The 17,816-nt window shown below is 64.4% G+C and carries 18 protein-coding genes and 1 pseudogene; 10 read left to right on the top strand and 9 right to left on the bottom strand.

Translation table 11 applies throughout. From position 1 onward, the window contains the following. Position 1 precedes the first annotated feature (1 nt). Positions 2-1,162 (top strand): glycosyltransferase family 4 protein, encoded by a 1,161-nt coding sequence (locus QQ977_RS15420; protein ID WP_285926665.1) that lies wholly within the window; start codon positions 2-4, stop codon positions 1,160-1,162. A gap of 189 nt (positions 1,163-1,351) precedes the next feature. Here QQ977_RS15420 and QQ977_RS15415 read toward each other — a convergent pair whose 3' ends face one another. Beyond that, positions 1,352-1,945: a DUF7344 domain-containing protein gene (locus QQ977_RS15415; protein ID WP_285926664.1), complete on the bottom strand. Its 594-nt coding sequence runs from the start codon at positions 1,943-1,945 to the stop codon at positions 1,352-1,354. 872 nt (positions 1,946-2,817) lie between these two features. On the opposite strand from QQ977_RS15415, the gene QQ977_RS15410 reads away from it, so the two are divergent. After that, positions 2,818-3,765, top strand: a complete 948-nt coding sequence (locus tag QQ977_RS15410; protein WP_285926663.1) for a transcription initiation factor IIB — start codon at positions 2,818-2,820, stop codon at positions 3,763-3,765. A 17-nt stretch (positions 3,766-3,782) separates the two neighbouring features. Here QQ977_RS15410 and QQ977_RS15405 read toward each other — a convergent pair whose 3' ends face one another. Next, positions 3,783-3,959 (bottom strand): hypothetical protein, encoded by a 177-nt coding sequence (locus QQ977_RS15405; RefSeq protein WP_285926662.1) that lies wholly within the window; start codon positions 3,957-3,959, stop codon positions 3,783-3,785. Between the two features lie 85 nt (positions 3,960-4,044). Here QQ977_RS15405 and QQ977_RS15400 point away from each other — a divergent pair, with 85 nt between their 5' ends. After that, complete coding sequence (locus QQ977_RS15400; RefSeq protein WP_285926661.1) at positions 4,045-5,946, top strand: DEAD/DEAH box helicase; 1,902 nt, start codon at positions 4,045-4,047, stop codon at positions 5,944-5,946. 18 nt (positions 5,947-5,964) lie between these two features. Here QQ977_RS15400 and QQ977_RS15395 read toward each other — a convergent pair whose 3' ends face one another. From QQ977_RS15395 to chrA, 4 genes are all read right to left on the bottom strand, one after another. After that, positions 5,965-6,510 (bottom strand): XTP/dITP diphosphatase, encoded by a 546-nt coding sequence (locus QQ977_RS15395; protein ID WP_285926659.1) that lies wholly within the window; start codon positions 6,508-6,510, stop codon positions 5,965-5,967. A gap of 106 nt (positions 6,511-6,616) precedes the next feature. After that, on the bottom strand, positions 6,617-6,988 hold the full coding sequence (locus QQ977_RS15390; RefSeq protein WP_285926658.1) for a hypothetical protein: 372 nt from the start codon (positions 6,986-6,988) through the stop codon (positions 6,617-6,619). 112 nt (positions 6,989-7,100) lie between these two features. Beyond that, a complete protein-coding gene (locus QQ977_RS15385) occupies positions 7,101-9,287 on the bottom strand; it encodes a CDC48 family AAA ATPase (RefSeq protein WP_285926657.1) in 2,187 nt (728 codons plus the stop codon). A gap of 85 nt (positions 9,288-9,372) precedes the next feature. Next, positions 9,373-10,731 carry a chromate efflux transporter gene (chrA, locus tag QQ977_RS15380; protein WP_285926656.1) on the bottom strand — a complete coding sequence of 453 codons (1,359 nt, stop codon included), beginning with the start codon at positions 10,729-10,731 and terminating at the stop codon, positions 9,373-9,375. Between the two features lie 188 nt (positions 10,732-10,919). Here chrA and QQ977_RS15375 point away from each other — a divergent pair, with 188 nt between their 5' ends. The 3 genes and pseudogenes from QQ977_RS15375 to QQ977_RS15365 form a co-directional block, all read left to right on the top strand. Continuing rightward, a complete protein-coding gene (locus tag QQ977_RS15375) occupies positions 10,920-11,498 on the top strand; it encodes a hypothetical protein (RefSeq protein ID WP_285926655.1) in 579 nt (192 codons plus the stop codon). Between the two features lie 66 nt (positions 11,499-11,564). Next, a complete protein-coding gene (locus QQ977_RS15370; protein WP_285926654.1) occupies positions 11,565-12,047 on the top strand; it encodes a DUF892 family protein in 483 nt (160 codons plus the stop codon). Between the two features lie 10 nt (positions 12,048-12,057). Beyond that, positions 12,058-12,341 (top strand): annotated as a pseudogene (locus QQ977_RS15365) (hypothetical protein); the annotation flags it as partial. Between the two features lie 102 nt (positions 12,342-12,443). Here the strand turns inward: QQ977_RS15365 and QQ977_RS15360 are convergent. After that, positions 12,444-13,043, bottom strand: coding sequence for a DUF420 domain-containing protein (locus QQ977_RS15360; protein ID WP_285926653.1), 600 nt, complete (start codon positions 13,041-13,043; stop codon positions 12,444-12,446). Positions 13,044-13,247: 204 nt separating this feature from the next. Here QQ977_RS15360 and QQ977_RS15355 point away from each other — a divergent pair, with 204 nt between their 5' ends. Together QQ977_RS15355 and QQ977_RS15350 are read left to right on the top strand one after the other, a co-directional pair. After that, positions 13,248-15,002 carry an ABC transporter substrate-binding protein gene (locus QQ977_RS15355; RefSeq protein WP_285926652.1) on the top strand — a complete coding sequence of 585 codons (1,755 nt, stop codon included), beginning with the start codon at positions 13,248-13,250 and terminating at the stop codon, positions 15,000-15,002. Positions 15,003-15,008: 6 nt separating this feature from the next. Further along, on the top strand, positions 15,009-15,875 hold the full coding sequence (locus QQ977_RS15350; protein ID WP_285926651.1) for a phosphatase PAP2 family protein: 867 nt from the start codon (positions 15,009-15,011) through the stop codon (positions 15,873-15,875). Between the two features lie 63 nt (positions 15,876-15,938). On the opposite strand, the gene QQ977_RS15345 is transcribed toward QQ977_RS15350, so the two are convergent. Then, a complete protein-coding gene (locus QQ977_RS15345; RefSeq protein ID WP_285926650.1) occupies positions 15,939-16,289 on the bottom strand; it encodes a hypothetical protein in 351 nt (116 codons plus the stop codon). Between the two features lie 80 nt (positions 16,290-16,369). Beyond that, positions 16,370-17,194, bottom strand: a complete 825-nt coding sequence (ubaA, locus tag QQ977_RS15340; protein WP_285926649.1) for an SAMP-activating enzyme E1 — start codon at positions 17,192-17,194, stop codon at positions 16,370-16,372. Between the two features lie 126 nt (positions 17,195-17,320). On the opposite strand from ubaA, the gene QQ977_RS15335 reads away from it, so the two are divergent. Both QQ977_RS15335 and QQ977_RS17360 read left to right on the top strand, forming a co-directional pair. Then, on the top strand, positions 17,321-17,503 hold the full coding sequence (locus QQ977_RS15335; protein ID WP_285926648.1) for an HVO_0416 family zinc finger protein: 183 nt from the start codon (positions 17,321-17,323) through the stop codon (positions 17,501-17,503). 140 nt (positions 17,504-17,643) lie between these two features. Further along, entirely contained in the window at positions 17,644-17,802 is a 159-nt protein-coding gene (locus QQ977_RS17360; RefSeq protein WP_430540834.1) for a DUF7563 family protein, read from the top strand. Positions 17,803-17,816 lie beyond the last annotated feature (14 nt).

Below are 17,816 nucleotides of genomic sequence, written 5' to 3'. Positions count from 1 at the left end.
CATGCGAATCGGCTTCTATCACGACTCCGCGGGGACCCGACACGCCGGTGGAATCGCAGTCTACACCCAACACGTCGCCGCGGAGCTCGCAGCCGACCACGAGGTGTACGTCTACACCCAGACGGGAGAGATCGCCGACCTGCTCGCTCGCTCGGACGCCGAGGTGGTCACGACGCCGTCGTTCACCGGTTCCGTCCCCGATCCCCTCGAACGCTTGCTCCCGCTCGGCCCCCAGAGCCAGGCCAAACTCGCGATGACCCTGTGGGGACTGCGAAACGGTCTCCTCGAGCACGTCGAGCGCCACGTCGACGTGTTGATAACGTACCAGTTTCTCGACGACCTGCTCCTGTCGCATCTCGTGGACGTCCCCACGATCTACGGCATTCACGGCCTCGCGAGCGTCGGCCTCGGTGCCAGAGCGCGCGAACGGCTCTCCCGGACCGACTGGATCGTCGCTAACTCCACGGCCACGGCCCGAACGGTGTCCCGGACGTTCGGCTACGAGGTCGACGCGGTCGTCCCGCCCGGCGTCGACGAGACGCGGTTTCGTCCCGACGTCGATCCCGCCTTCTCGAGCGACCGACCGACCGTGCTGTTCGTCGGTCGACTCGTGCCCGAGAAGGGCATCTTCGACCTGCTCGAGGCGTTTGCACGGCTCGACGAGCCCGCGGAGCTTCGTCTCGTCGGCGCAGGGGAGACGCCCGCCGTCCGAAAGGCGTCTCGAGATCTGGGAATCGGGGACGACGTGATCCTCGAGGGCGAGGTCTCACACCTCGACCTGCCGGGCTATTACACCGCGTCGGACGTCTTCTGTCTGCCCTCACACACGGAGAGTTTCGGGATGGCGAACCTCGAGGCGATGGCGTGTGGAACACCGATCGTGACGAGCGAGCTCGAGGCGATCGAGGCGTACGCAGACGACGACGAGACCGGCTACCTCGTCCAGGTCGGTGACGTCTCCGGGCTCGCGGACCGCCTCTCGAGCCTCGTCACCGACTCCGACCGACGCGAGCGATTCGGCAAACGGGCCCGCGAGCGCGCCCTCGAGTACACCTGGGAGGCCCAGGCCGAGCGACTGGAGTCGTTCTGTGCCGACGTACTCGAGGCGACCGGATGCGACCGCAGACGGCCGACTAATTCACGGGTGTCGACGACAGAGTAAGCGGTCGGTCATACCATCGGCTGTACGTCGACAGTATCAGCCCGCAGGTTCGACTCCAAGAGAAGCGCCAGTCCGAAGCGAAGATGGCTCCCGCGCCGGGAACGAGTTGCTGGCACGCGAACTGCTCCGGTACTGGAGACGTCGGGAGCCGGTCGAGGGTAGGGGATCGACCGGTAAAAACCCTTCTCGTCACTCGATCCGGGAGAGCTTGCCGTCGACGTCCTGGTTGCGACGGTGGTTCACGGCGACGTGTGCGATCGAGAGGGAAAGAAACGCGACGACGACGACGACTGCGACCGCGACCGACGGGACGAACGAGAACGGCGGGACGCCGAGAACTGCGGCCGTAATCGCTGCCGCGCCGACGACGCTTACGAGGGCGTACCACCGGTCCCACCGATCCGTCCGGTGGGTGTCGGTGTCGAGATACATCATCAACAGATCGGCGTTGTCGGAGAGTTCGATCAGGCCCCGGTCCTGATCGTACTCGATGATACCGGCGTCGTCCATCTTCGGCAGATGCGTCTGATAGAGCGCAACGTAAACCCGTTTTCGCTGATCGGAGCTCAACGCATTGACGTCCGTATCGTTTTCCCAGGCGGCGATCTGTTCTGCGAGTTCACCCAGCGTGACCGTATCGTCGGCCTCGAGCAGGTAGGTGAGGACTTCTCGTCGCCGGCGGTTTTTCAACAGTTCGAAGATGACGTCTTTCGAAAGCTGGTCGTCCTCGTCTTCGGTGACGGACGTGATTTCCTCGGGCAGTGACGTATCGATCGACGACATTAGTTGACGACCTCGTCGTAAACAGGCGTTACGCCGATACCCGTCGATTGCCAGTGATTCGGTCGGTCGGTAGCATCTGGTTGTTCATCGGAGACATCCGACGTCTGTCCCCATAACGGTATCGCCAGCAACGACGTTTCCGGTGACGGGTGGCACGCAGGCACGTTTGACACACCAATTTGGAGGGCAACGTAGAAACTAATAAACACAGTCACGTTTCGCAGCGGCTGCAACAGGGATACGTTCCGTCTTCCAGTCTCGACGTCTCGGTTACCTATCGCTTCTCGTGATGGTCTCCCGATGCCGACGATGGGACCGACGACACCTGCTGTATCGCGCGACCGGCCACGGATATCGGCGTCAGGCGACGGGAGTATAGACCGCGTTCGCGAGCGTACCCTCGAGATACGCCGAAACGGACGACGTGAGCACGAACGCGTTGGACGGAGATAAAGCATATGAATATATTGACGAGGTCGGTCGATACGACGCCGTTTCGAACCGTTCCGTGTGGCCACCGATACTTAAATAAGGGCGACGGTTCGGCGTGTCAAACACGATCATCCGTGACGATAAACGGGTATTACACGTCGAACGATCGGATTTCTTCCGACGTACAGTCGTAACGATACGCCAGTTTCATGTTCGTCGTTCGCACACTCCCGTCCGGGAGGAGCGTTCTCGCGAACCTCCGCCCACCGCAACCGATGGGACACGGTATCGTCGGTTCGCCATCCACCACGGGGACACACTCGAAGACCAGCGTCGGATCTCTCTTCTCTTTCCGAGCGGACACGTCCGCGGTAAGATTCGGTTTCTCGCGAAACCATGTAAGCCCCTTACAGTGACGGCGAGGATGCCTGAAGGCACTGATGACGCAGTCGATCACCAATCGCGTCAGACACGAATCGCAGGCGACCGAGGCCGGGCGGTGTCCCGACTGCGAGACCGACACGATCGTCCACGACCCGGATCGTGGCGAGCGGGTCTGTCGGGACTGTGGCCTCGTCCTCAGCGAAGATCCTATCGATTACGGCCCCGAGTGGCGGGCGTTTACCGCTACCGAACACGAGGAACTCTCTCGTGTCGGCGCACCGCTTACCCAGTCGATGCACGATCGCGGGCTGACGACGACGATCGACTGGCGAAACCGGGACGCAAACGGCCACTCGATGTCCGCCGACAAACACGGCCAGCTCCATCGACTGCGGGTCTGGCAGGAACGAATTCGGACGAAAAACGCTGGCGAACGAAATCTGAAGTACGCGCTCTCGGAGATCGATCGGATGGTCAGCGCCCTGGGCGTTCCCGACCCCGTCAAAGAGACCGCAAGCGTCATCTACCGGCAGGCACTCGAGCAAGATCTCATCCGCGGCCGATCGATCGAAGGCGTCGCGACCTCGGCGCTGTACACCGCCTGCCGGAAAGAGGACATCCCTCGCAGTCTCGAGGAGGTCACCGCGGTCGCCCGCGTCGACCAGCGCGAGATCGGGCGCACCTACCGCTACGTCGCTTCGGAACTTGACATCAACCTCGAGCCGACCGATCCAAGCCAGTTCGTTCCTCGCTTTTGCTCGGAGCTTGACGTCAGCAAGGACGTGGAGACGACAGCCGTCGAGATCATCGACGAGACGACCGATCAGGGGCTGCACTCGGGGAAGTCGCCGACCGGTTACGCCGCGGCCGCCATCTACGCCGCTGGCCTGCTCTGTGAGGAGACCGTTCCGCAACGGGCGGTGGCAGACACCGCACAGACGACCGTCGTCACCGTCCGGAACCGGTATCGCGAACAGCTCGAGGCGATCGATCGCTCGCCGTAGTCGAGTCCGAGATCACGCTACATGATCGAGCGTTCGTTCTCCGTGTAGACATCCTCGTTCATCAGTGCGTGCAGGTTGTTGTACGGCACGAAGGCGACGAACTCGTCGTCCTCGTCGTAGAGTTCGATGCCGTTTTCGGCGCGGTCGTATCGCTCACAGATGATCTGACCTTCCGGCAGGATCGCACGGAACATACACAGGTGTATGCCGTCCACCCGCATATATCATCGACCCACTCGAGCGCAACCGGTTTACCCGCGTCGCCGTTACCGGTCGGTAGTGACCGACGATCGTGATCCATCCACGAGTGGCGGCGTCGACGATCGATCGCTCGAGGACACCGCGGAGGCGTCGACTGGCGGCAGCGATTCACGGCTGGCGGCCAACGGCGACGACCTCGAGCTCTCGTCGTTTCACGACGTCTGCCAGCACGAGGGCCGGCCCGTCCTCACCGCCGGTGCGGTCGCGCGTACCCTCGGGATCTCCCACGAGGAGGCGAGCGACCGACTCGCGGCCCTTGCCGACCGCGGCGAGGTCGAACGGCTCTCCGTCGCGGCCGACCCCGTCGTCTGGTACCCGAGCGAACTCGAGGACCTCACCGACCGCGAGCGCGTGGTCGTCTTCCCGAAGCGACGCGAGGTCGTCGTCGATCGGCCGAGCCAGTTCACTCGGGCACAGCTCTCGCAGTTCGCCCACCTCGCGGATACGAACGGCGAGGGTGGCTACCGCTACGTCGTCCGCCCGGAGGACGTCTGGCAGGCTCCCCACGACTCCTTCGCGGCGCTGGCGCGGACGATGCGCCAGGCACTCGGCGAGCGCTCGGCCGACCTCGAGGAGTGGGTACGAAGCCAGTACGACCGGGCCCGGCAGTTCCGACTCCGCACCCACCCGGACGGCTACACCGTCCTCGAGGCCGAAAGCGCCGAAGTGATGGGCAACGTCGCCCGCGAGAAACTCGACGAGGACCAGCTCCACGCACCGATCTCCGAGACCGAGGCCTGGGTCCAGGAGGGGGCCGCGGCCGCGATCAAGCGCATTCTCTACGAGGCCGGCTACCCCGTCCAGGACGAGCGCGACCTCGAGGAAGGCGAAGAGCTCCCCGTCGACCTCCGAGTGAGCCTGCGGGAGTACCAGCGGACGTGGGTCGAGCGCTTCCTCGAGGCCGGCGAGGGCGTGCTGGTTGGCCCACCCGGCAGCGGCAAGACCGTCGCCGCGATGGGCGTCCTCGCCCGGATCGAGGGCGAGACGCTGATTCTCGCCCCCAGCCGGGACCTCGTCCGCCAGTGGGAGGACGCCCTGCTCGCGAACACCAGCCTCGAGCCCGACCAGGTCGGCCAGTACCACGGCGGCCGCAAGGAGGTCCGGCCAGTGACGATCGCCACCTACCAGATCGCCGGGATGGATCGCCACCGGTCGCTGTTCGACGACCGGGAGTGGGGCCTGATCGTCTTCGACGAGGTCCATCACGTTCCAAGCGACGTCTACTCGCGGAGCACGCGCCTGCAGTCCCGGCATCGCCTCGGCCTGTCAGCGTCGCCGATCCGGGAGGACGACCGCCAGGCCGAGATCTTCACCCTCGTCGGGCCACCGATCGGCACCGACTGGGAAGCCCTCTTCGAGGCCGGCTTCGTCGCCGAACCCGAACTCGAGATCCGCTACGTTCCCTGGGACGAGGAAGACAGAAACGCCTACGCGGCCGCCGAGGGGCGGGAGAAACGCCAGCTCGCGGCGACGAACAGCGCGAAGATCGACGAAATCCGGTACCTGCTGTCGGCACACCCCGACGCGAACGTGATCGTCTTCGTCGACTACTTAGCGCAGGGCCGGGCGGTCGCCGATGCCCTCGAGATCCCCTTTCTCTCGGGAGAGACGCCCCACCACGAACGCCGGCGGCTACTCGCGTCGTTCCGAAACGGCGAACTGGACGTCCTCGTCGTCTCTCGCGTCGGCGACGAGGGGATCGACCTGCCCACCGCCGACCTCGCAATCGTCGCCTCTGGGCTGGGTGGCTCGCGCCGGCAGGGGACCCAGCGTGCCGGACGGACGATGCGACCGGCCGGCGGCGCGCTCGTCTACGTGCTCGCGACCCGCGGCACCCGCGAGGAGGAGTTCGCCCGAAAACAACTCCAGCACCTCGGTCGCAAGGGGATGACGGTGCGAGAGCGGACCGTCGACCGGTGACGACGCTCGCGGCTCGAGTCACGCCCGGTCTGCGTACCAGTCCGCGAACGTCGCGAGCGCCCGCCCGCGGTGTGAGATCGCGTTTTTCTCTTCGGTGCTCATCTCCGCGAGCGTCTGGCCGTTGTACGCGAAGATCGGATCGTAGCCGAACCCACCCTCGCCGCGTGGCGCGACTAACGTGCCGCCGACCGATCCGTCGAACGTCTCGACACCGCCCTCGTCGGCGAATGCGAGCACCGTCCGGAAGTACGCCCGCCGGTTTTCCCGTTCGCTCGCGAGCTGCCAGACGCCTTCGATCCCGATCGTCTCTTCGACGTACGCCGAGTACGGTCCCGGGAACCCCTCGAGCGCCTCGACGAACAGCCCCGCGTCGCCGACGAGGACCCCGTCACCGCCGAGTTCCGCGTAGGCCTCGCGCGCGCCGTAGGCGGCGATTTCTGCGAGGTCGTCGCTTTGGATCTCGGTGTAGTCGTACGAGACCTGCTCGACGGAGGCGACGTCCTCGAGGTAGCTGCGCGCTTCCCGGACCTTTCCTTCGTTACCCGTGACGAACTGGATGGCCATACCCGAGGCGGGGACCGGCGACCTCAAAGCCTCGTCGGTTCCAGCGATGTCCCGGACGTGGTACGCGGTTACTGCACGACCGGCGACGGTCGCCGCTGGCGACGTCTCACGGCCGCTCCGACTCCTCGATCGCGTCCAGAATACGATCGACCTTCCGCTCGAGGGCGTCCTGTCGTCGCTCGAGGGCGTACAGCCGGTCCGCGGTGGCCGGGGTCGCCTGTTCGGTGCCACCGTCATAGTCGACGGTTCGTGTAACCGGCTCGTGATCGGAATCCGTCGTGCGCTCTCGATCGACCTGTCGGCCGCCGATGGCGGTCGTCCAGGCACCGAGCAGCGTTCGCTGGGCCTCGAGACTCGCACGCCAGGACGCCAGTAGCTGCTCGTGGGCGTCGATCGTCCCGCCGGTGGCCTCGAGAATGCGCTCGCTTTGCTCGAACGGATCGCTCGTTCGTCGGCTGCGTGCGGGCTCGTCAGTCATCGCCGTAGCCGTCCCCGGCGAGCTATGTAGACGTTGGCATCGCCACTTCGCGTGAGATGTTTCGAAAGCGACTATCGCCGACCGCAACCCGCGTTCGGGGACGGGACACGGCCTACTCGCGACCGATACCGCCGTTGGTCGGCTCGACACCCTCCCGGGCGGCCTCGAGGTGACGGCGTTCGATGACGATCTCGTCGGCGCGCTCGTTCGCCGCCGCCGGGCCGTACTCCTCGGCGACCTCGCGGATAGCGTTCATCGAAGCGTTCCGGACGATCGCCTCGATGTCGGCACCGGTATAGCCCTCGAGGTCGGCGGCCAGCGCCGCGAGGTCGACGTCGTCGGCGAGGGGTTTCTCCCGCGCGTGGACCGCGAGGATCTTCTCACGTGCCCCCCGGTCGGGGTCGGGGACGAGCACGTGGGTGTCGAGCCGGCCGGGACGTAACAGGGCGGGGTCGATCTCGTCTTTCCGGTTCGTCGCCGCCAGCACGACGAGGTTCGGGTTCTCACTCATGCCGTCGAGTTCGGTCAGCAGCTGGGAGACGACGCGTTCGGTCACCTCGTGGCTCTCGCCGCGGGTTCCGGCGATGGCGTCGATCTCGTCGAAGAAGACGATCGAAGGGGCGGCCTGACGGGCGCGCTCGAAGACCTTCCGGATCGCCTTCTCGCTTTCCCCGACGTAGCGGTCGACGATTTCGGGGCCGTCGACGCGGACGAAGTTGACGTCGGTCTCGCCTGCGAGCGCCCGCGCGAGCAACGTCTTGCCGGTTCCCGGCGGCCCGTACAACAAGACGCCCGAGGGCGGATCCGTGTTCGTCTGCTCGAACAGTCGGTCGTACGTCAGGGGCCACTCGACGGACTCTCGAAGGGTCGATTTCGCCTCCTCGAGACCGCCGACGTCGTCGAAGTCCGTCCCGGGCGACTCGGCGACGTACTCACGCATCGCGGAGGGTTCGACCGAGGCGAGTGCGGCGTCGAAGTCGGTCTTGCGGACTTCGGGATCGCGGTTCCACTCCGCCCGGGCGTCCTCGTCGGTCGGCCGTCGCCGAAGCGCGGCCATGGCCGCCTCGCTCGCAACCGACTCGAGGTCGGCCCCGACGAAGCCGTGGGTTCGACTCGCGATCGTCTCGATCGAGACGTCCGCGGCGAGTGGCATCCCGCGGGTGTGGACCTCGAGGATCTCCGTGCGGCCGCCCTCGTCCGGGACGCCGATCTCGATCTCGCGGTCGAAGCGCCCGCCGCGTCGGAGGGCTGGATCGAGCGTGTCGACGCGGTTCGTCGCGCCGATGACGATCACCTCCTCGCGACCCTCCAGCCCGTCCATCAACGTCAACAGCTGGGCGACGACGCGGTTTTCCGCGTCGCCGTCGCCGTCGCGGGTGCTCCCGATCGAGTCGATCTCGTCGAAAAACAGGATCGAGGGCGCTTGCTCACGGGCCTCCTCGAAGGTCTCTCTGAGCCGTTCTTCGCTTTCGCCTTTGTACTTCGACATGATCTCGGGACCCGAAATCGAGACGAAGTGGGCGTCGACCTCGTTGGCGACCGCCCGGGCGATCAGGGTCTTGCCGGTGCCCGGCGGGCCATACAGCAGAACGCCCGAGGGCGGATCGACGCCGAGTCGCTGGAACAGTTCGGGCTCCGACAGCGGGAGTTCGATCATCTCCCGGACGAGCTCGAGTTCGTCGTCGAGTCCGCCGATGTCCTCGTAGGTTACGCCAGACGGTGGTTCGAGGTCCCCGTCGGTACCCTCGTCGGTGTCCGTCGTGCCGGCAGTCGCCGTCGACGCTTCGCTCTCGACGATCCGGATCGTCGTCGAGCCCGTGATGCGGACGTCACCCGGCGGCTCCGTCTCGAGGACGGTAAACGGCTCGGGGGCGACGCCTTCGAGGCGAACCTGTTCGCCCTCTTTGATCGGCCGGTTTCTGAGTTTCCCCTCGACGACCCGGTCGGCGAGGTCGGACTCGGCCTCACTGATCGACGACGGGGCCGCAAGCGTCACCGCCTCGGCCTCACGGATCGTCGAGCGTTCCGTCGTGCGGACGGTGGCGGTGTCGCCGACGTGAACGCCCGCGTTCGCGCGAGTGTCGGCGTCGATCTGGACGGCGTTTTCCGGCGCAGTCGGATCCGCCGGCCACATCTTGGCGACCGTCGCCTGCTTGCCCTCGATGACGACGTTGTCGCCACTCAACACGCCCAGCTGTCGCCGTGCCATCTCGGGGATGCGGGCGACGCCGCGGCCAGCGTCGCGTTTCTCGGCTGCACGCACGGTGAGGCTCACGCCGTCGTCGTCCGACTCGCTCATGGAAACACCTTCCCGCCGGGCGGCCTTGAGAATTGTCCCCTCGAGACGCCGGCTCGAGTCGTCGATGCAGTCGCCGCCGTCTCCGTTACAGAACGAGGAAGTACCACGCCATTCCGACGGCTCCGCCCCCGACGATGAGATAGGCGGCGTGGAGTCCGCGTACGAACAGTCCAACGGTGACGAGCGCCAGTACCACGGTGAAGACGTCGACGAACGACTCGACGGCGAGGGTCACCGTCGCGCCGAGAATCGCCCCGACGACCGCAGCGTTGACGCCCGTAAGCGCCGTCTGGACGACATCGTTCTCGCGGACCTTCGCGAAGTACGGGAAAAAGCCCATGATGAACGCAAAGGAGGGGCCAAAGGCCCCGATCGTCGCGACGAGCGCCCCGACGACGGCCACCCAGACCAGCCCGCCGGTGACGTCGAGGATGAGCTTGTAGCCGACGAACGCCGTCGTCATCACCACTGGACCGGGTGAGAGCTGACCGATCGCGATCCCGTCGACGAACTCCCGACCGGTCATCCAGCCGAACTCCCGAACGACGTAGAGTTCGATAAAGGGAATCAAGACGAGTCCGCCGCCGTAGATGAACGAGCCGGTGTACACCATGAAGGCGAACAGCTGGACCCAGGGGTTCGACCACAGCGCGAGCAGCGCACCCCAGAGGGGACTCGCCTCGACCGTTCGGCGCACGGCGGGACCGAGCAGGTCCAGCAGACGATCGCGGAACGCGAACAACGCTCCGAGAACAGCGGCGACGACGGACCAGAGAGTGACTCGACGGAGGTTCTCGCGCACCCACCTCGAGCGATAGATCGCGACGGCGACGACCCCGGCGAGAACGAACTGGACGACGGGGTTCGAACCTAGCGTCGCGGTGGCGACGACGGCCGCAGCGAGTAATCCGACGAGAAGGAAGTCGATCGACCACGTTTCGGAACCGACGTCGAACTCGTGGTGTCCGCGCCCTTCAGCGAGTGCACTCTGGGCCATCGACCACGCTGCGCCGACGATGAGACCGATCACGACGGGGTTGATTCCGTAGAACATCGCCTCGACCGCGGGCAGCTCCTGGTAGGCGAAGTACAGCCACGAGAAGAACACGACGATGAGAAACGTCGGGAGCATGAAAAAGAAGCCGGCCACCAGCGCACCGAGGTTCCCGGCGTAGATCCAGCCCATGAAGATACCGAGCTGTGTCGAGGCTGGACCCGGCAACATGTTACAGATCGCGAGTCCCTCCATGAAGATCGACTCGTCGGTCCAGCCCTTGCTGTCCTCGCCGACGAGGTCGTCTTCCATCATCGCGATGTGGACGAGGGGACCGCCGAAGCCGACGATACCGATGAACAGGAAATAGCGGGCAATTTCGAGTAACTTCGCCGACGTCGTCTCCCCGCGATAGGTATGCCCGACGTCACTCGCTGTCGTTTCGGTCATCGCTCACCTCGCAACGCCTGCCGACGGATCGTGGCCCGCCCGACGGAGGAGAACGTCATGTTCTCTCTCGTGTCCATATGCGGCGTGTTACGCTGCACCAGTAAATAGATTCTCATAGACTATATATGAGATAGCATTTACTAGCCGGTGCGTTTACCCGTGGCGAGTGCGACCACCACGGACATGGTATGACGAGCCGGAAGAACGCGATGCTGACGACCGAAGACCGTCGCTGGCTCACCGGCGAGAAATCGTACGAAGGCGAGCACGCCAAACAACAGCGGTACCAGCGCCGACGCGATATCCGACAGCGAATCTACAGTACGATCCTCGATTTCACGCTTCTCGTCGAACATCTCGAGGAGGCCGAGCGATCGAAACTCTTCGAAGGGGTAGACGACCGGGGCCTCGAAACCGATGACGACGAAGCGTTCACGAACGGGTTGCGAGATGGGCTCGCGTTTATTCTGTACAGTACCGGAATTACGGAGGCGATGATCCGAGAGGGACCCACAGAATCCGAACCGCTGGCAGAACAGCTGTTAGCGGACGCCGTATATCGAGCCGGAAAACGGGACGGGATCCTCGTCGAGGACGTCGATCTGACAGTCGAAGCAACTCGGGCGTCGGTCGCGGCGGTCCTGTCGGATCTGAAAGCGGGAAACGATGTCTCTCCGGCGGAGCTACGCCTTCTGATAGAGAGCGACAGGATCGATACCGCAGACGTACAGGACTGCCTCCGGGAGGTGATCGTCGATGAAGAGTAGCCGTCTTCGGCGGCCCGGCCGGCGTGACAGTCAGGATCGATCCGGGTCCGACAGTACGAGAAGCGCATGAGCATTAGAACCGAAGCCGACATGTTCGAACGGGAGTTACAGAAGCTGTACCACGCCGAGGTCGAGATTCTCGACCTTCACGGTGATCTGTCGGAGGCGGCAGCTAGCGCCGAGGTCAGCGATCTGTTCGCCGGTCATCGGGAGGATACGGTGACACAGATCACCCGCATCGAGGAAATATTCGACATCCTCGATAAATCGCCGACCGAGAGGGGCAGTCCGATCATGGAGGGACTCCTCGCGGAGAAAGACGAGTTCGTACACGAGGTCGAACGCGACGACCTCCGTGACCTCGATGCGATCGGGATCGGGACGATCAACGAGCGCATCGAGATTACGCTTCTCGACCGGCTGCTTCTTCTGGCCGGGAATCTCGAACTCCCTCCCGGGGTTCGAGAGCGTCTCGAGCAGAATCGGACCGAGGCCGAAGCCGCGCTCGAAAAGATGCAGGGATACGTCGAGCGACACCGAACCGTCTGATACAGACTACTATGCCGTGCTCACGGGCGTCGCGACCGTCAACGTCGCCGCACAGGTACGGACGCGGGTGCCTCGAGCCTGACCGATCTCTCCGGCGTACTTCCCGGGCTCCTCGCGTCGGGCTGTGCGAGCTGTGGTGCCGGATTGCTCGGGTTTCTGGGAACGACTGGCGGGCTGGCGCTTCTTCCGTACGACGGCACGCTCCTTCGGATCGGCGGTCTCGTGCTTCTCGTCTTCTTTCTGGGTCGCGCTGGTCACCCCGAGCGGTGTGTCGTTGCGGGGACGTCGGAGTGACGGAGTATGAAATGCGAAGCGAAAGAGAACGCTGCAGATAGTTCGAGCATTCTGATCGTAGTTCGAGGAAGCTCCGTTCACGGCCGACGGCGACGCTCGAGCCTAGCCGATCACCATCGGCTCGAACTCATAGGCGTAGATGTGATTGAGCATCACGTAGGTGACGACCCCGAGGACGAGGCTCAGGATCCACGAGGCAGCGGCGATCCGACCGACGCTCGCGTGGGCAGTTCCGCGCAGCTCGGCCGGCGTGTGCGTCAGCCCGAGAATCAGCGCATAGAGGACGACCGGAACGGCGACGATCGACAGCAGGATGTGGATCCCGAGCATGGCGAGATACGAGTAGTAGACGGGATCGGAGACGCCCGTGATGTACTTCTCGCCGCCGCCACCGACCCGGACCAGGTAGACGACGAGAAAAAGCAAGATGAGTCCGAACGCTCCGACCATCGCGAGTCGGTGTTTGTCGACCTCGTCGTTTCGAATCCAGTACCACCCCGCCACGAGCAACACCGTCGTCGCGGCGTTGATGACCGCGATCGCGTGTGTCAGGGCGTTGACTTCGGCGAGCGTGAGATCGGGATATATCGGAACGTCGACGAGGAACGTCCCGATCACCAGCACGTACCCGACGACCGTCAGGATCGCCGTCGCACCGAGGGGGTTCTCTCGCAGCCGCCGTTGCGCGTCTGCAGTAGCCATTGTCGGCCGTTAGGAGGGACGTCCTATCTGTCTTGCTCTTCGGCCCGACGGTCAGAGACGCGTACGACGTTCCAGAACCGTTTTGCTCGCTGGGTTACATTTCTAACACACGCGTACTCGTACACTCGGAACGTTATACTAGACATACAAAAAAGAGAGACGCAATACTGTTGTATCGCAGCCCCGAATCTACAGAAAAGGCAAATGGCACCCGCCACCCCCCGTTCGAACGGCTCTCCGAGCCGTCGATCCCTCCTCTCAGCTACAGCGACCGGACTGACGGTCGCGGCGAGTGGCTGCGTCCGCCAGACCCGAAATGTGCTCGGGCGAAACCCGACCGATCAGTTGTCGATGACGATCGCGACCGTCCCCTCGGACTACGACACCGAGCTGGTCCAGCTCGCCTCGTTGCTCGGTGACGCTCTCGAGGCAGTCGGCATCGACGTCTCGATCGAGTACCTCGCACAGGTCGAATTTCTGCGAACCGTCCTCGTCAACCACGACTTCGACCTCTACGTCGGCCGTCATCCGGGCGACGTCGATCCCGACTTTCTCTACGAGTTGTTACACTCGAGGTACGCCGACGAGTCCGGCTGGCAAAATCCGTTCGGCTTTACCAGCATGGCGTTCGACGAGCGTCTCGAGGCCCAGCGCGACCTCGACGGTGACCAGCGGCGGGAAGAAGTCGCCGAAATCCTCACCGGAGTCGCGAACGAACAGCCGTTCGTCCCGATCTGCATGCCGATCGAACGACGCATCGTCCGGACGGATCGCTTCGAAGGGTGGGGCGACGATCACCCGACGACCCGACTCGGCTATCTCGGTCTCGACCCGCTCGCAAACGACGACTCGTTTGCCGGTGCGATCACCGACACGCGTCCGACCATAAATCTCAACCCGCTCTCGGTCGAGTATCGGGGTGAGGGGCCGCTCGTCTCGCTCGTCTACGATTCGCTCGGGACGGCCGTCGACGACGAGGTCAGACCGTGGCTCGCGTCGGAGTGGGAGTGGGACGGCTCGACCGCGACGGTCACGCTCCGGGACGACTGCCGGTGGCACGACGGCGAGGTGCTGACGGCCGACGACGTCGCGTTCACCTACCGGTTCCTCGAGGACACGTCGCTCGGCGAGAGCGAGGCCCCGTCACCGCCGCCGCTGTATCGTGGCCGGGCCGCAGCCGTCTCGTCGGTTGCTGTCGACCCCGAAGATACTCTGACTCTCACCATCGACGTCGACGCCACCCCCGCGGTCGGCGAGCGGGCGTTTACCGTCCCGATTCTGCCGGAACACGTCTGGACCGACCGGACAAACGACGCCGACGTGGCCGGATTCGGCACCACACCGGGAACGACGGAGGCCGTCGTCACCGACAACGTCCCGCCGATCGGCAGCGGCCCGTTCCAGTTCGTCGAACGAACCGAGCGGGAATCGCTCGTTCTCGAGCAGTTCGACGATCACTTCAGTCGACGATCGATGACCCTTCCCGCGGCGACGGCCGAGACGGTTCGGATCGTCGTCCACCCACGGAGCGCGTCGGCGATCGAGGCCGTCAAAGACGGCGACGTCGACGTCACGATCACGCCGCTTGCGCCCGGTTTGGCCGGCGGCGTGAACGAATCAGCGCCGATTCGGCTGCTCGAGTCGCCCTCCCGGGCGTTCTATCACGTCGGGTTCAACGCCCGGAACGCACCCTGTAGCAATCCCTACTTCCGTCGAACCGTCGCCAGGCTGCTCGATAAGGCCTGGATCGTCGAGGAGGTGTTCGAGGGACAGGCGATCCCGGTCGGAACGCCCATGACCGGCGAGTGGGTTCCCGAGAAGCTGGCGTGGGACGGTACGGATCCGGCAGTGCCGTTTCTTGGAACGGATGGCGAGTTCAACGAGACGGTCGCGAGAACGGCGTTCGAAGAAGCGGGATTCGAGTACGACGACGAGGGTCGCCTTCTGGCGAGACACTGACAAACTATGATAGACGAATGGGCTCCCGAGTACTATCGCGTCCTCCTCCAGGTGATCGTCGTCGTTGCGATCATGCTCGTCGTCGCGATCGTGCTCGTCGTCGGCCGCGACAGGCTCGCGAGAGCTCGTGCGGAGTGGCTGGGACGGCTCCGGTCCATCGCTCCGATCGTTGCCGTCCTCGCCGCCGTCTTGCTTTTCAACAGCGCCGCCAGACAGATCGGGTACGACCTCTCGTGGCTAATCGGCTGGGGGCTGACCGATTCGATCCACGACCTCGAGGGAGAGTTCGTTCTCTGGGTACAGTCGTACGCGACGCCGCAAGCGACGGCGTATTTCTCGTTCGTCTACGTCTACGGCTACGTCTTCTTGCTCGTGTTCCCGCTCGTCGCGTACTTCGCGCTGTCGAGGATGCGACCACTCCGGGAGCTTCTGACCGCGTACACGCTCAACTACGTACTCGGGCTGGTCTGTTACGTCCTGGTGATCGCCTACGGACCACGGAACGTGATGCCGGTCGAGGCCCTGTTGTACGAGACGTACCCGCAGTATCAGCATCTCACCCGGCAGGTCAACCGCAACACCAACGTCTTCCCCTCGTTACATACGTCGCTTGCGGCCACAGCCGCCTTGCTCGCCTACCGGACGCGGGACGTCTATCCGTCGTGGTACTATCTCGCGGTCGCGCTGGCAGCGAGCGTCACTGTCTCGACGGTCTACCTCGGTATCCACTGGGCGGTCGACGTCGTCGCCGGACTCGCCCTCGCGGTCGTAAGCGTCGCACTCTCGGTACGACTCGTCGAGAACTGGTCGGTCTCGGAGCTGGTGGAGTCGATATCGAGTCGGACACAGCGACTCTCCAGGCACCGTCGGTGATCGGTCACGCGAACCTGTCGCAACTCGCTCTACGAAACGTATCGGTGTGTCGATCGTCGCCGGCTACTCGTCTTCGAGAGCGTCGGCGATGCGCTTGAGCGCTCGCGTCTGATCGCGCATCTCGTCGCGGAGCTGGCGCACCTCCCGGACGAGTTCTTCGTTGCCGACTTCCTCCGCGCCGGCTCCGCCGGCTCCGCCGGGGCCGCCGGGGCCGCCGCCCATCATGCCGCCCATCATCTGTGCGAACGGGTTACCGCCCATACCGCCGGGACCGCCGGGGCCGCCGCCGAACGGATCGTCGGGGCGGTCGCCCTCTTCGCCCTCCTCGGCGCGTTTCTCGCGGATCTCCTCGACGCGTTCGCGGAACGATTTTTCCTCGTCGCTGTCGTCGTTGGTATCGTTGTCCTCGGCCATGTCTGGGCTTCTGTTCCGGATCGGAAAAGGGTTGTCATGCAAGCGCACGCCCATTGACGACCGGCCGCCAGGGTCGTCCGTCAGTCCGCCGAGAGTGTACAGGTTCCTTCGTACTCCGCGTCCCGGACCGACTCGATAGCAGGCTCGTCGCCACAGACCGGACAGGCCGGGTTCTGTCGCACCTCGACGGTCTCGAAGCTCATGTTCATCGCATCGTACATCAACAGCCGTCCCTCGAGCAACTCGCCGTCGCCGAGTATGTACTTGACAGCCTCCGTCGCCTGGATACAGCCGACGGTGCCGGGTAAGACGCCGAGGACGCCCGTCGTCGCACAGTCCGGGACGGTGCCGGGCTCGGGCGCTTCAGGGAAGATACAGCGATAACACGGGCCGTCGCCGTCGTTCGTGAACGTCGTAACCTGTCCCTCGAACCGGTAGATCGCGCCGTGTGAGAGCGGGACACCGGAGAGCGTACAGTAGTCGTTGAGCAGGTACCGGGTCGCGAAGTTGTCGCTGGCGTCGAGGACAAGGTCGTAGTCGTCGACGAGGTCGCCCACGTTGTCGGCGGTGAGTCGCGTCTCGTGGCGGTCGACGTCGACGTCGGGGTTCAACGCGGCGACGAAGTCGGCGGCGCTGTCGACTTTCGGACGGCCGACGTCGTCGTCGCCGTGGACGATCTGGCGCTGGAGGTTCGATCGTTCGACGTCGTCGTCGTCGACGATACCGAGCCGGCCGACGCCGGCCGCAGCGAGATACTGGATCGCCGGCGAGCCGAGCCCACCGGCACCGACGACGAGTACCGATCCCTCGAGCAGCCGCTTCTGTCCCTCGGGACCGACCTCGTCCATGATGACGTGTCTCGAGTACCGATCGAGCTGTGTCGCGTCGAGACGGAGATCGCTCATACACCTACTTTGACGGGCGACGAGAAAAGTTCGTGGGTAGTGTTCACTGACTACCACTATCTTTGAGAGTTGGTAACGCCTGCCACGACCGGGCGATTTATTATTGTGGTGTGCGATAACACGCCTATGGCATCCGCACCCGACGGTGCCGACGACGTGTTTGACCAGTTCCTGACCGACCGCGGCCACGACGTCGAACGAGTAGGTTGGGAACGGGAGTATAACAAGAAACAGTGTCCGGAGTGTGGCGGACTCCACGATACAACCGCGACGTCGTGTGCCGTCTGCGGGTGGGAGCCTCGAGGCTGATCCGACGTATCGTCGACTGACCACCGTCGCGTTTTTTGCTCCACCGTCCTGGCCGAGCGGAGCCGTTCGTGTATTTTACCGCTCCATCATCCGGCACAATTATTACCTATCATTTCCCTATACCGAACTGGAGAGATACGATGCCGGAATGTCAGAACTGTGGTGCTTTTGTAACGGAAGCGTACGCTCGCGTGTTTACGCCTCGAGACGTCGAGAACCCGCGCGTGTGTCCCGACTGTGAGGACAAGATCCGCGACGGTGCAGACGTCAGAACGGCGCGCTCGCCGCGGGACAACTAAGGGGCTGGCGTGAC

Source organism: Natrialbaceae archaeon AArc-T1-2, assembly GCF_030273315.1.
In the GTDB taxonomy this organism is placed as follows: domain Archaea; phylum Halobacteriota; class Halobacteria; order Halobacteriales; family Natrialbaceae; genus Tc-Br11-E2g1.
This window is presented reverse-complemented; position numbering and strand designations above follow the sequence as displayed.

Excerpts from the sequence above, each read along its gene's own strand:
- QQ977_RS15420 (WP_285926665.1), top strand. The coding sequence starts at position 2 with ATGCGAATCGGCTTCTATCACGACTCCGCGGGGACCCGACACGCCGGT.
- QQ977_RS15415 (WP_285926664.1), bottom strand. The coding sequence starts at position 1,945 with ATGTCGTCGATCGATACGTCACTGCCCGAGGAAATCACGTCCGTCACC.
- QQ977_RS15410 (WP_285926663.1), top strand. The coding sequence starts at position 2,818 with ATGACGCAGTCGATCACCAATCGCGTCAGACACGAATCGCAGGCGACC.
- QQ977_RS15405 (WP_285926662.1), bottom strand. The coding sequence starts at position 3,959 with ATGTTCCGTGCGATCCTGCCGGAAGGTCAGATCATCTGTGAGCGATAC.
- QQ977_RS15395 (WP_285926659.1), bottom strand. The coding sequence starts at position 6,510 with ATGGCCATCCAGTTCGTCACGGGTAACGAAGGAAAGGTCCGGGAAGCG.
- QQ977_RS15390 (WP_285926658.1), bottom strand. The coding sequence starts at position 6,988 with ATGACTGACGAGCCCGCACGCAGCCGACGAACGAGCGATCCGTTCGAG.
- QQ977_RS15385 (WP_285926657.1), bottom strand. The coding sequence starts at position 9,287 with ATGAGCGAGTCGGACGACGACGGCGTGAGCCTCACCGTGCGTGCAGCC.
- chrA (WP_285926656.1), bottom strand. The coding sequence starts at position 10,731 with ATGACCGAAACGACAGCGAGTGACGTCGGGCATACCTATCGCGGGGAG.
- QQ977_RS15375 (WP_285926655.1), top strand. The coding sequence starts at position 10,920 with ATGACGAGCCGGAAGAACGCGATGCTGACGACCGAAGACCGTCGCTGG.
- QQ977_RS15370 (WP_285926654.1), top strand. The coding sequence starts at position 11,565 with ATGAGCATTAGAACCGAAGCCGACATGTTCGAACGGGAGTTACAGAAG.
- QQ977_RS15360 (WP_285926653.1), bottom strand. The coding sequence starts at position 13,043 with ATGGCTACTGCAGACGCGCAACGGCGGCTGCGAGAGAACCCCCTCGGT.
- QQ977_RS15355 (WP_285926652.1), top strand. The coding sequence starts at position 13,248 with ATGGCACCCGCCACCCCCCGTTCGAACGGCTCTCCGAGCCGTCGATCC.
- QQ977_RS15350 (WP_285926651.1), top strand. The coding sequence starts at position 15,009 with ATGATAGACGAATGGGCTCCCGAGTACTATCGCGTCCTCCTCCAGGTG.
- QQ977_RS15345 (WP_285926650.1), bottom strand. The coding sequence starts at position 16,289 with ATGGCCGAGGACAACGATACCAACGACGACAGCGACGAGGAAAAATCG.
- ubaA (WP_285926649.1), bottom strand. The coding sequence starts at position 17,194 with ATGAGCGATCTCCGTCTCGACGCGACACAGCTCGATCGGTACTCGAGA.
- QQ977_RS15335 (WP_285926648.1), top strand. The coding sequence starts at position 17,321 with ATGGCATCCGCACCCGACGGTGCCGACGACGTGTTTGACCAGTTCCTG.
- QQ977_RS17360 (WP_430540834.1), top strand. The coding sequence starts at position 17,644 with ATGCCGGAATGTCAGAACTGTGGTGCTTTTGTAACGGAAGCGTACGCT.